This window comes from Streptomyces sudanensis (assembly GCF_023614315.1).
Classification (GTDB): Bacteria; Actinomycetota; Actinomycetes; order Streptomycetales; family Streptomycetaceae; genus Streptomyces; species Streptomyces sudanensis.
In genome coordinates, this window is the sequence record NZ_CP095474.1 from 4,995,531 (window position 1) to 5,007,478 (window position 11,948).

At 76.3% G+C, this 11,948-nt stretch carries 12 protein-coding genes; 2 read left to right on the forward strand and 10 right to left on the reverse strand.

What is annotated here, in order from left to right; genetic code table 11:
- Positions 1 to 45: 45 nt before the first annotated feature.
- From MW084_RS23125 to MW084_RS23145, 5 genes are all read right to left on the reverse strand, one after another.
- Positions 46 to 1,140 (reverse strand): carboxylate-amine ligase, encoded by a 1,095-nt coding sequence (locus MW084_RS23125; RefSeq protein ID WP_010472568.1) that lies wholly within the window; start codon positions 1,138 to 1,140, stop codon positions 46 to 48.
- A 253-nt stretch (positions 1,141 to 1,393) separates the two neighbouring features.
- Positions 1,394 to 2,347, reverse strand: coding sequence for a glycosyltransferase family 9 protein (locus tag MW084_RS23130; protein WP_010472569.1), 954 nt, complete (start codon positions 2,345 to 2,347; stop codon positions 1,394 to 1,396).
- Positions 2,344 to 3,351: a glycosyltransferase family 9 protein gene (locus MW084_RS23135; RefSeq protein ID WP_010472571.1), complete on the reverse strand. Its 1,008-nt coding sequence runs from the start codon at positions 3,349 to 3,351 to the stop codon at positions 2,344 to 2,346. Before MW084_RS23135 ends, MW084_RS23130 begins: the two co-directional genes overlap by 4 nt.
- Positions 3,348 to 3,983 (reverse strand): D-glycero-alpha-D-manno-heptose-1,7-bisphosphate 7-phosphatase, encoded by a 636-nt coding sequence (locus MW084_RS23140; protein ID WP_010472573.1) that lies wholly within the window; start codon positions 3,981 to 3,983, stop codon positions 3,348 to 3,350. Before MW084_RS23140 ends, MW084_RS23135 begins: the two co-directional genes overlap by 4 nt.
- A complete protein-coding gene (locus MW084_RS23145; protein WP_010472574.1) occupies positions 3,980 to 4,999 on the reverse strand; it encodes a glycosyltransferase family 2 protein in 1,020 nt (339 codons plus the stop codon). Before MW084_RS23145 ends, MW084_RS23140 begins: the two co-directional genes overlap by 4 nt.
- 533 nt (positions 5,000 to 5,532) lie before the next feature.
- Here MW084_RS23145 and MW084_RS23150 point away from each other — a divergent pair.
- Complete coding sequence (locus MW084_RS23150) at positions 5,533 to 5,946, forward strand: SRPBCC family protein (RefSeq protein ID WP_010472576.1); 414 nt, start codon at positions 5,533 to 5,535, stop codon at positions 5,944 to 5,946.
- Between the two features lie 140 nt (positions 5,947 to 6,086).
- On the opposite strand, the gene MW084_RS23155 is transcribed toward MW084_RS23150, so the two are convergent.
- Complete coding sequence (locus MW084_RS23155; protein ID WP_029553641.1) at positions 6,087 to 7,331, reverse strand: FUSC family protein; 1,245 nt, start codon at positions 7,329 to 7,331, stop codon at positions 6,087 to 6,089.
- Between the two features lie 86 nt (positions 7,332 to 7,417).
- Between MW084_RS23155 and MW084_RS23160 the strand changes: the two genes are divergently transcribed.
- Complete coding sequence (locus tag MW084_RS23160) at positions 7,418 to 8,215, forward strand: SDR family oxidoreductase (RefSeq protein WP_010472581.1); 798 nt, start codon at positions 7,418 to 7,420, stop codon at positions 8,213 to 8,215.
- A 90-nt stretch (positions 8,216 to 8,305) separates the two neighbouring features.
- Here the strand turns inward: MW084_RS23160 and MW084_RS23165 are convergent, their stop codons facing one another.
- The 4 genes from MW084_RS23165 to MW084_RS23180 all read right to left on the reverse strand — a co-directional run bounded on the left by MW084_RS23165 (position 8,306) and on the right by MW084_RS23180 (position 11,706).
- A complete protein-coding gene (locus MW084_RS23165; RefSeq protein WP_010472583.1) occupies positions 8,306 to 9,937 on the reverse strand; it encodes a catalase in 1,632 nt (543 codons plus the stop codon).
- 100 nt (positions 9,938 to 10,037) lie between these two features.
- Positions 10,038 to 10,811, reverse strand: coding sequence for a metallophosphoesterase family protein (locus MW084_RS23170; RefSeq protein WP_050986807.1), 774 nt, complete (start codon positions 10,809 to 10,811; stop codon positions 10,038 to 10,040).
- The gene (locus MW084_RS23175; protein ID WP_010472587.1) at positions 10,808 to 11,062 is read right to left on the reverse strand and encodes a hypothetical protein; all 255 of its coding nucleotides are present in this window, start codon (positions 11,060 to 11,062) and stop codon (positions 10,808 to 10,810) included. The genes MW084_RS23170 and MW084_RS23175 overlap by 4 nt, the downstream gene beginning before the upstream one ends.
- Positions 11,059 to 11,706 carry a nucleotidyltransferase family protein gene (locus MW084_RS23180; RefSeq protein ID WP_010472589.1) on the reverse strand — a complete coding sequence of 216 codons (648 nt, stop codon included), beginning with the start codon at positions 11,704 to 11,706 and terminating at the stop codon, positions 11,059 to 11,061. The genes MW084_RS23175 and MW084_RS23180 overlap by 4 nt, the downstream gene beginning before the upstream one ends.
- Between the last annotated feature and the right edge of the window lie 242 nt (positions 11,707 to 11,948).

An 11,948-nucleotide genomic window follows, 5' to 3' on the forward strand; every position in this document is an offset into this window, starting at 1 on the left:
GTCGCGGCACCGCGGCCCTCCCGGCCGCCGGTGCGCCGTCACCCGTCACGGCTCCACGGTCTCCGTGGTCAGCAGGTCCACCAGCGCGGACGCCCCGCCCTCGGCGAGCGCCCTCCGCTGGAGGTCGGCGGGTGTGCCCTCCCGGAGCAGCCGGTGCACCAGCGAGGTCACCTCGCGGACGTCCCCCGCCTCCTCCAGCGCCGGGGCCACGGAGTCGAGCAGCCGGCACAGCACGTCGCCGGCCCGGTGGCTCCTGCCCTCGGGGTCCATCAGCAGATCGCCCAGGCCGTACCGGGCCGCGCACCAGTTCGCGGCCTGCAGGCGCTCCGGAGGGCAGTGGGGGAGGGGCTCCCCGGCCTCCTCCGCCCGCAGGGCGGTGGTCACCATGGCCCGGATCAGCCCCGTGAACATCACCGCCGCGTCGGCCCTCAGCTGCACGTCCGCGCAGCGCACCTCCAGGGTGGGGTAGCGCTCCGACAGCCGCGCCTGCCAGTAGACCTGCCCGGTGTCGGAGATCACCCCGGAGTCCAGCAGGACCCGTATCCGGCGGTCGTGGTCGGCGGCGTCGGCGAAGGAAGGCGGGGGGCCGCTCACCGCCCACCTGCCGAAGACCACCGTCCGCCAGCTCGCGAAGCCGGTGTCGCGCCCGTCCCACAGCGGCGAGTTCGCCGACATCGCCACCAGGACCGGCAGCCAGGGCCTGATCCGGTTGAGCACGGCGACCGCGGCGGACCGGCCGGGCACGGCGACGTGCACGTGCATGCCGTTGATGAGCTGCTCGTCGACGAGCTGGCGCGCCTGCGAGCGCATCGCCAGGTAGCGGGCGCTGTCGGTGACCGGCACCGGGGCGGGCCCCCGGTACGGGGCGGTGCCCGTGGCCACGAGCCGGCAGCCGTTCTTCTCGGCCGCCGTCCCCAGCGCGTGCCGCAGCCGCAGGAGGTGGCCCCCGACCTCGCCGAGGTCGCGGCAGACGGGGGTGGCCACCTCGATCTGGGACTGCAGGAGTTCGCACTGGACCTCCCCGTCCTCCGCGATCGGGCCCAGCCCCGCCGTCCGGCGGACCTCGTCGGCGAGGGGCGTCGGCAGACAGGTGACCGGGTCGACGAGGAAGAACTCCTCCTCGACCCCAACAGTGATCATGTGGCGCCGAGTACCCGTGAAGAAAGCCGTAAATCGGTACATAAGGCGCATGGCGCCTCAGTCACCCGACTGGCCGACACGGCGCGGGACCCGCCCTCCGGGACCCCGCCGATGCCGCGGTGCCCCCCGGGCCGCTCCGCCCGTACCGGGGCCGCCGGTGTGCCGGTGCCGCCTCCGCACGGGGGTGCCGCCTCCGCACCGGGGCCCCACCGGGCGCGCGGCTCCGGGTGCCCGGCGGGGCCCGGGGGCGCGGTCACGCCGGTGGCGCCCCCAGGCGCGGGAGCAGGGCGGCGAGGACCTCGTCCGGGTCGATGCGCAGCAGCCGCGGGTCCGGTTCCCGGCCGTGCGGGTCGCCCGGCGGCCCGGGGTGCCACAGCACCGCGTGCCGCGGGTCCGGCGGGGGCCCCCACAGGTGCGGCGGCACGGGCCCGAACAGCGTCACCGACGGCGCCCCGTACGCCGCGGCGACGTGCGCGACACCGGTGTCCCCGCTGACCACGGCCGCCGACCGGGCGCACAGCGCGGCCAGCCGCCCGTACGGCAGCCCGCCGGCCAGCACGTCCCGCGCGCCGAGCCCGGCCGGCCCGGCCACGCGGGCGAGCAGGCCGTCCTCGCCCGGCCCGCCGGTCAGCACCACCCGGTGACCCCGCCGCCGCAGCTCCCGCACCACCCGCGCGTACCGCTCGGGCGGCCAGCGCCTGGCCGCGGCCGCCGCGCCCGGGTGGACCACCACCGCGCCCGGCGCGGGGGAGGGCTCGCGCGGCGGGGGCAGCCGCAGGTCGCCGGGGTCGGCCGGGAGGCCGTACCACTCCAGCAGGCGGCACCAGCGGTCCCGTTCGTGCTCGTCCGCCGTCCACGCCGGGCCCCGCACCTGCGGGGTCCCCGGATGAGCGAACGCCAGCAGCCGGCCGGGCCGCGTCCGCTCCAGCAGCAGGTGGCTGGAGGGGCCCCTGCCGTGCAGGTCGACGGCGGCCTCCGGCGGCGGTCCCGGCCAGGCCAGGCGCACCGGCACCGCCCGCCCCGGAGCCGAGGCGGGCAGCAGCGCGTCGACCGCGTCGAGGGCCGCCACCGCGTCCGCCAGCGAGCGCGGGGCCGCGAGCACCACCTCGTGCCCGGGGAAACCGCGCCGCACCGCCCTCAGCGCGGGCACCCCGGCCAGCAGGTCGCCGAGGCCCAGCGCCCGCAGCACCAGGACCCGCGGCCTCACGCCCCGCCCCCCAGCAGCTTGCCGACCGCCGCCACCACGTCCTCGGCCGTCACCCCGTCCAGGCACGGGTGGCCCGGCACCGGGCACCGCCGGGCGCGCGACCCCGCGCACGGGGCCCGCTGGTCGCCGAGGAGGACGTGCGGGACGCCGTACGGGCCCCAGCGCTCCGCGGGCACGACCGGCGAGAACAGCGACACCACCGGGGTGCCGACCGCCGCCGCCAGGTGGGCCGGGCCGGTGTTGCCGGTGACCACCGCGTCCGCCGCCGCGAGCACCGCCGCCAGTTCCGGCGGACCGGTCCGCCCGCCGAGGTCCACGCCGTGCGCGCCCGCCACGTACGCGGTGAGTTCCCGCTCGCCGGGGCCGCCCGTGACGACGACGCGGTGGCCCGCCCCGGCGAGCAGCCGCACCGCCTGGGCGCACCGGTCGGCGCTCCACCGGCGGGCCGGGACGCTCGCACCGGGGTGCACGGCGACGTACGGGCCGGGGCCGGTCAGCTCCGGCGCGCCCGCCGCGTGCCGCACCCGCAGCCGCCCGTCGTCCCCCGGCGGGCGGGGGAAGCCGGCCGCCTCGGCCAGCGCGAGGGCCGCCCGCGCCTCGTGGACGCCCGGGGGCCGCCGGTGGCGCACGTCCAGCAGGGAGCCCGGAGCGTCCACGCTGTCCGCCGCGACGCGCGCGACGCCCGCCATGCGCAGCAGCAGCGCCGCCGGCAGCGGGCTCTGGTGGAACGAGGTCAGGACCAGCGCCGCGTCGAACCGGCCCGCCGCCACCCGGTCGACGATCCGTTCGATGTCCTCCCGGTCCACCGGCGGCGGGGAGAACCCCACCCACGGCGCCTCCCACTCCAGCACCTCCGCCACGCCCGGGAGGAGCCGCGCCGCGGGCGCCCCCTGGGGCCCGCACAGCATCGCCACCCGCTCCGCGCGGTGCGCCACCGCCCGTACGGCGGGACCGGCGAGCAGGACGTCCCCGAAGCTGTCGAGGCGCACGACGAGGGCCCTCACGCCGGCCCCCGCACCGCCGGCCGGTCCCCCAGCACGTGCCGCACGGCACCGAGCAGGTCCCGGCACACGTGCGGCGCGGACGCCACCTCGGCGGGCAGCGTCCTCGCCGTCGGCACCAGCACGCCCCGGGCCCCCGCGGCGCGCGCCGCCTCCACGTCGGCGCCGATGTCGCCGACGACCACGCACCGGCCGGCCGGCACGCCGAGCCGCCGGGCCGCCTCCAGGACGAGCCCCGGCGCGGGCTTGCGGCAGGCGCAGCCGTCGCCGGGCGCGTGCGGGCAGTGCGCCCACACGTCCAGCGGCCCGCCCAGCAGCGCGTCGACGCGGGCGTTCACCTCCCGCACCTGCGCCTCGGTGAGCAGGCCGCGTCCGATGCCCGACTGGTTGGACACCACCCCCACCGCCACCCCGTGCGCCCGCAGCAGCCGCACCGCCTCCCGCGCGCCCGGCATCAGCCGCACCCGCCGGGGGTCGCCGTTGTACGGCACGTCGACGATCAGGGTGTCGTCGCGGTCGAACAGCACCGCGGCGGGCGGGGCGCCCCACTCGGCGTCCCGGGCACCGGACCCGGCGCCGCCCCGGAGGCCCGGCGACTCCCGCGCGGACCCGGGAGCGCCGGCCGCCCGCTTCACGCGGCACCGCCGTCCCAGGCCCCGGCCGAGCGGTGCCGCAGCTCCCCGGCGAGGCGGTGCCAGGTGGCGAGCACCGGTACGGCCGCGCTGGTCACCGCCATGGTGAGCACCTCGTCGCGGGTGCGCGGGCCCGGCGCGATCCGGGCCCGGGCGAACTCGGCCGTCCCCAGCAGCCAGCCGCCCGCCGCGACCGCCGCCGCCCGGTGCCGTCCGGCCGCCGCGAGGACCAGGGCCAGCGCGCCGGCCGCGGTGATCGCCGCGTGCCGCCTGATCCGGCCGCGCGGCGCGGCGGCGCGGGCCCACCAGTCCGGGCCGTGCAGCCGCACCATCAGCGCGTCGTCGGCGTTGCCCCGCTGCGCCCGCAGCGACACCCACCGGTCCGCCGGGCGCACCGGGTGCTCCGTGCGGCGGGTGCCGCGCCGGATCGGCCAGCCCGCGGCGATCACCCGCAGCGCCAGGTCCGCGTCCTCGCGGAACGCGCGCCGGAACCGCTCGTCGAAGCCGCCCACGGCGCGCAGCGCCTCCGTGCGGTACGCCATGTCGGCCGTCGCCCACAGGGCGTGCTCCAGCCCGGCCGTGTTCCGCTCCCAGTCCGTGGGGCGCCGGCGGGCGGGCAGGGGGACGCGCAGCACGCCCTGGACGCCGCCCGTGCCCGGGGGAGCGGCGGCGAGGTCGCGGACGAGGTCGGCCCGCCAGGACGGGCCGACGCGCACGTCGTCGTCGAGGAACACGACCCACGGCTCCGCCACCTCCCGCAGCCCGGTGTTGCGGGCGGCGGCCGGGCCGAGCCCGCCGCTGCGGAGCACCACGGCCCGGTCGGCGAGCGCGCCCAGCGCCTCCACCGGCAGGCCGCCGGCGGCGCGCCCGGGCGGCGGCTCGTCCGGCCGGTCGTCGACGAGGACGACGCGGCGCGGTTCGGGGCCCTCGCTGACGGCGAGGGCCCTGAGGCAGTCGGCGAGGCAGGGCCGCCCGACGGTGGGGACGACCACGGCGTACGGGACGGGCGGATGGCTCATGCGGTGGTGCCTCCCGATCGTGGACCGGTCACAAGGGCAGGGGAAAGCCCGAGTTTGATCAATTTATGCTGAATCACGCCGTCTCGCAGGCCGATCCGGTCCGATCCGGCCCGATCCGGCCCGATCTGATCCAGTCCTCTCCGGTGCGGTGCGGTGCGGTGCGGTGCGGTGCGGTGTGATCCGATCCGGGACGCACCGCCGCGTGGGCGCGGCCCCGGGCGTGAGGGCGAGGGCTCCGCACCGGCCCCGCGGTCCGCCCCTCGCCCGGTGGCCGAGGAGGTGCCCGGTGGGGCGCTCGGAAGGGTCGTCGGGGCCCGCCGACCAGGCCGCTCCCGGCCGGATTGGCCTGAATGACCGAGAATGGTTTATCGTTCACCTATGCGGTGCGTGGAGGAGACCTCCCCGTACCCCGTGAGCCGCCCCGGCTGGTCCCCCCCGTCCAGCCGGGGCTCTTCTCGTCCCCTCGGGTTCCCGAGGCCCTCCCGGTTCCGGGCGCCGTGCATGACCCCGCCCCGTCGAGGAACTGGGGAGGAATGACGGAATACGAACGCTCCCTGACGATGCCCGCCCCGCCCGAGCAGGTCTTCGACCAGGCGGCCGACCTCGGTCGCCTGGAGGAGTGGCTGCCCGGCGGCCTCCACGTCCACGCGGACGAGCTGCCCGCGGTGACCGTCCACGAGGACCGCACCGACGAGGACACCCCGGCCCTGCTGAAACCGCGCAAGGAGCAGATGCGCCTGGAGTGGGGGACGCGGGGGGAGGGCTCCTACGCGGGCTGGCTCCAGGTCGCCGGCATCGACTCCGGGGCCAGCGAGGTCACCGTCCACCTGTCCTTCTTCGACGAGACCCACGACCCGGGCGGGCAGCAGGTCTCCGAGGCGCTGGACCGGAGCCTGCACCGGCTCCGGGAGCAGGTGCGCCTCCGCGTGGACACCCCGAACGGCTGAGCGGGTCCCGCCCGCCGCGTCCCGCTTCCGCCCGGCCGCCGGCCCGCGCATCCGCCCGCGGCCCCACCGGGTCACGTCCCCCCGGCNGCCGGGTCACGTCCCCCGGCCGCCGGGTCACGTCCCCCCGCCCGGCCGTCGGGTCACGTCTCCACTCCGGGCCGCCGCGGTTCGCCGCCCGTCCCGCTCAGCCGGGCGGCGAGCGCCGCCAGCCGGGGGTGGCGCTCGCCCAGCTCCGCCGCCCGCCGGTCGAGCTCCTGCGTCAGCCGCTCGGTGCGCTTGTCCACGTCCAGCTCGTCCAGGATCCGGTCGACCTCGCTGAGCATCGCCCCGTGCAGCTGCCACTGCCGGGGGTGCTCCTGCACGTCCTCCAGCAGCAGGTCGGCCACCCGGTCGCGGACGGCCCGCCCGTCGGCGAGCGCCCGGGTGAGCCGCTCCTCGGCCTCCTCGGCGTTCGCCGCCACCTGCGTGGTGATCAGCCGGGCGAAGCTCTCCACGGCGTGCGCCATGTGCCCGAACAGCTCCCGGAGCAGCACCGCCACGTCCGCCGGCACCAGCGGCTCGCCGGTGCGGTGCTTCGCCAGGTCCGTCACCGTCCGCGACAGCACGCGCAGCACCACGGCGCAGATCTCCAGGGTGTCCAGGCCGGTCCGCAGCACGATCCGCGCCAGCAGGCCGTCCCGTACGCGCGGATTGAGCCGCAGGCTCTCCTCCGCCTGCCGCAGCGACGCGTCGACCTCCACGATCGCGTGGTCCAGGCGCCGCGCCTCGTGCAGCCGCGCCGCCGCGTGCGCCACCGGCACGTGCTCCAGGTCCGCGATGTCCTCGCCCATGGCCCGCAGCATGCGCCCTATCCCGGAGGCCAGGCCCTCGATGGACGCCCCGGCGGGCTGCACCCACACCGGCGGCGCGAGCAGCAGGTTGAACAGCATCCCGACCACGGCCCCGATCAGCGTCTCCAGGATCCGGTGCCAGGCGGCCGAGCCCACCTGGGTCACGCCCAGCACCAGCATCGCGCTGATCGCCACCTCGGGGACGAACTCGTCGACCCGCACCAGGTGGCCCACGATCAGCGCCGCGAAGATGGTCAGTCCCAGGCTCCACCAGCTCAGGCCGACCAGCGCGCTGAACCCGATCGCCACCACCACCCCGGCGATCACCGAGTTGACCCGGCGGATCCCGGTCGTGAGCGTCGCGTACAGCGTCACCTGCACCACCAGCAGCGCCGTCAGCGGCGCCGTCAGCGGCGCGGGTTGCGCGGGCAGCACCGCCAGCGCGACCACGTAGGCGATGACCGCGGCCCCGGTGGACCGCAGCGTCTGCACGGCGACGGGTTCCCTCGTCCGTCGCACCAGTTTGAACACGGGGGCTGTCGTCACATCCGGCATTCCGTTCCCCTGCCCTCTCGTGCCGCGCTCACAACCGGCCGCCCGGCCGGGGTTTGCCGGACGCCGGGCGCGGTACCGGCCGACCCATGAGGCAAGGAACCCCCGTCGCCGTCGTCACCGGCTCGGACTCGGGCATCGGACGCGCCACGGCCGTCCGCCTCGCCCGGCAGGGCATGGACGTGGGCATCACCTGGCACACCGACCACGACGGCGCGCTGCACACCGCCGAGGAGGTGCGGTCCCACGGCCGCCGGGCGGCCGTGGCCCGGATGGACCTGACCGAACTGCCGGACGCCGCCCGCGTCGTCGACGACCTGGCCGGCGAGCTCGGCAGGATCGACGTCCTGGTCAACAACGCCGGAACCGGCACCGCCACGCCCTTCCTCGACCTGCCGTACGAGACGGTGCGCGCCGTCCTCGACGTGGACCTGGTCGGACCGTTCCTGTGCACCCAGTTCGCCGCCCGCCGCATGATCGACCAGGGTGACGGCGGACGCGTCGTCAACGTCACCTCGGTGCACGAGCACCAGCCCCGGGTCGGCGCCGCCCCCTACTGCGCCGCCAAGGGCGGACTGGGGCTGCTGACGCAGGTGATGGCGCTGGAGCTGGCCGAGCACGGCATCACCGTCAACGCGGTCGCGCCCGGCGAGATCGCCACGCCCATGACCGGGCAGGAGGACCGGGACGTGCGCGAGGAGCGCCGTCCCGGCATCCCGCTCGGCCGTCCGGGCGACGCCCGGGAGGTCGCGGCCGTGATCGCCTTCCTGGCGGGCGAGGACGCCTCGTACGTCACCGGGGCGTCCTGGACCGTCGACGGCGGCATGCTGCGGATGGGCCCCCAGGCAGGCTCCCACCTGGAGGACGACACCTGGCGCCGCCCCTGACCCGCGCGCCCGGCCCGCACGCCCCGGCCCGCGCCGCGCGCTGCGCCGGACGGACCCCGGTGCGGCGCGCGGCGCGGGCCCCGCGCGGCGTCAGCGCGGGACGACGAACCGCTCGTTGGGCACGCAGTGCGTCATCGTCAGCCCGGTCACGTCCCGCGGCGGGTTCTCGCCCAGGTTGGCCAGGCGCTTGCGGTCCTCGTCGGTGAGGGTCTGGCCCGGCAGCGGCTCCAGGCCGGCCACGTCCCCCGGGCCGATGCCCACGCCCTCGCCGACCCGCAGCCCCAGGTCGGTGTCGACCATCAGGAAGTGCCAGACCATCCGCTCCTGCACGGGCCGGTCGCACTGCTTGAGCGCGTCGACGAAGTTGAGCACCAGGTCGTCGCGCTCCCACTGCTCCATCAGCTGGTAGCGCTGGCCGGCCTGGAGGTAGTCGTTGGCGCGCGGGATGCGCTTGCGGGTGAGGCGGCCGCGGATCTCCGGCCCCTGCTCGTCGTGGGCCGGGGCCGGGGCCTCGTGCAGCCCGCCCCTGACGGACGGTTCGTAGTTGACGCTCGGGTTCTCCCCGGCGCCGTCCACGTGGTACGTCATCTGGCCGTCGCGCTGGTTGGTGCGCACGTCCGCGTTCCTGGCGTGGTTGACCGGCAGCTGCAGGTAGTTGGGGCCGACCCGGTACCGCTGGGTGTCGCTGTAGGAGAACGTCCGGCCGACCAGCATCTTGTCGTCCGAGAAGTCCAGGCCGTCCACGAGCACGCCGGTGCCGAAGGAGATCTGCTCGTTCTCCGCGAAGAAGTTCTCCGGCATCCGGTCGAGCACCATCCGCCCCACCGGCTTCGGCGGGAAGTCCTGCTCCGGCCAGGTCTTGGTGTCGTCCAGCGGGTCGAAGTCGAGTTCCGGGTGCTCGTCGTCCGACATCATCTGGACGAGCAGCTCCCACTCCGGGTGGTCGCCGCGCCCGACCGCCTCGTACAGGTCCTTCGTGGCGTGGCCGAGGGTCCGCGCCTGCATGTTCGCGGCGTCCTCCCCGGTCATGCTCCGCACGCCCTGCTTCGGCATCCAGTGGTACTTGACCAGCACCGTGTCGCCCTCGGCGTTCACCCACTTGTACGTGTTGACGCCGAAGCCCTGCATGTGGCGGTAGTCCGACGGGATGCCGCGCGGGCTGAACAGGTTGACGAGCATGTGCATGCTCTCCGGGGTCTGCGACATGAAGTCGAAGATCCGCCCCGGCTGCTGCTCGAAGGTGACCGGGTCCGGCTTCAGGGCGTGGATGACGTCCGGGAACTTGATCGCGTCCCGGATGAAGAACACGCCCAGGTTGTTGCCGACCAGGTCCCAGTTGCCGTCCTCGGTGTAGAACTTCACGGCGAAGCCGCGCGGGTCGCGCGCCGACTCCGAGGAGTCCCGCCCGCCGATCACCGTCGAGAACCGCACGGCGAGGTCGGTGCGCTTGCCGCGCTCCTGGAACAGCTTCGCCCGGGTGTAGCGGCCGATCGGCTCGTCGCCCCAGGAGCCGTACGCCTCGAAGTACCCGTACGCGGTGACGCCGCGGGCGTGGACGACGCGCTCGGGGATGCGTTCCCGGTCGAAGTGGCTGATCTTCTCCAGGAACTGGTAGTTCTCCAGCGTCGCCGGGCCGCGGGCACCGACCGTGCGCTGGTTCTGGTTGTCGTGGACCGGATGGCCCTGGCGGTTGGTGAGTACCTTCCGGCTGTCGTCCGTCATGATCGCCGGCTCCTCTCGGGATGCGGGCGCATGCCGGATTTGTCCGACATGTCGCAATACCCCCGTTACCCATCCCGAGAGGAGCGCTAACCGGACCGCCTCAACGCGACCCCGCTCCCGCGGCCTCCCCCACCAGCGGCGCCGGCCGGTCGCGGACCGGCAGCTGGTACACGGCGAAGGCCCGCCCCAGCACCGGCTGCGCCACGTTGCGCACCCGCACGCCGCCGCCCGTCATGCCGTGCTCGCTGCCCATGTGCGCGTGGCCGTGCACGACCAGGTCGGCGCCCGCCTCGTCCACCGCCTCGGCCAGCAGGTAGCTGCCGAGGAAGGGGTAGATCTCCAGCGGCTCCCCGGCCAGCGTCTCGGGCACCGGGGAGTAGTGCGTCAGCGCGATCCGCACGGCGCACTCCTCCTCCCGCAGCTCCCGCAGGGACGCGGCCAGCCCCTCCGCGCACCGCCGGGTGTACCGGATGAACTCCTTCATCTCCGGCTCGCCGAACTCGCCGCCGCTCCGCCCGGCGAACCCGCCGCCGAACCCCTTCGTCCCGGCCACGCCCACCCGCGTCCCGCCGATCCGCAGCACCGTGCCCCGGCCCTCCAGGACGGTGACGCCGACCTCCTCCAGTACGGCCGTCACCTCGTCCTGCAGGTCGCTCTGGTAGTCGTGGTTGCCCAGCACGGCCACCACCGGCACCGGCAGCCCGGCCACCTCGCGGGCCACCACGCGGGCCTCCTCGACCGTGCCGTGCCGGGTCAGGTCCCCGGCGAGCAGCAGCAGGTCGGCGCACTCGCCCAGCGTGTCGAAGGCCGGCCGCAGCGCGCCGGCGCTCTCGGGGGACAGGTGGATGTCACCCACGGCGGCCACTCGGATCACGAGAGCTCCTCGGAGTGCGTCGGGGCGTCGGAGCAGGCCACCACCAGGTCCTCGTGCAGCGGCAGCCCGGCCAGCTCCTCGCGGGCGATGCGCAGGACCTCGCTGCGGCACGCCGCGCTGGACACCGTCCCGTACAGCATCACGCTCCCGCCGCGCTCCTCGATCCGCACGCCCAGCTCCGCCACGTCCTCGCCCGCCAGCCGGTCCCGCAGGTGCGCGATGCGGTACTCGGCCGTGTCGACGCCGCTCATGGGGTCGCCTCCCTCGGTTCGATCACGTTCAGGCGCTCCAGCAGGAACAGGAACGCCTCCGGCATCGGGGAGCCGGCGTTCTCCCGCCGCAGCAGGTCCCAGTCGATCCTCTCCCGCAGCACCCGCGCGATCGGCAGCACGGCCCCGAAGTCGCAGTGGTGCTCGGAGAACGCCGCCAGCTGGCTCCCCATGAGGTCCGTCGGCGCCAGGACCGGCATGTGCACCGAGTCGACCGGCAGGACCTGCGCCCGCCCCAGCAGCTCCTGGGTGACCGGGCGGCGGGCCAGCTCGAAGATGAGGTCGATCTCCTCGCCCAGGCAGGTGGCCTTGATCAGCCAGTCCTCGGGAGGTTGGCGGACCTGGACGCCCGCGTTCTGCAGTTCGCGCGCGACGGCCCCCGCGTCCTCGCGCAGCACCGCGAAGTCGGTGTCGTGCTGGAGACTGGCCGGCACGCCGTGGGCGTACGCGGCCACGCTGCCGGCCAGGGCGAACCGGTGCCCGCCGGCCTTCAGGATGGCCGCCACCTGCTTGGTCGCCTCCAGGATGGCCTGCGTGCGGTCCGGCGGCAGCGGCGGACCGTCCACCGGCCCGCCGGGCGCCGGGGCCACGGCGAGCCGGGCGGCCTCGTCAACCTGGTTGTTCACGGTCTCGTGCCCCCTTCGTCTGACTGAGGGCGATCGGGTACCCCGAAGGCCGGCGCTCTACCCACCCGGGGGCGATCACGCACCACGGGGGAGCGGGCGCCGGAGCAGGGGAGCGGGACGCGGCGGCGGGGGAGCGGGACGCGGCCGCGCGCGGCCGGATGCGCCCGCGCGCGGCCGGATGCGCCCGCGCGGGGCTCCGGACCGGGCCCGGCGGGCCCCGCGCGTACGGCCCCGCCCCCGAC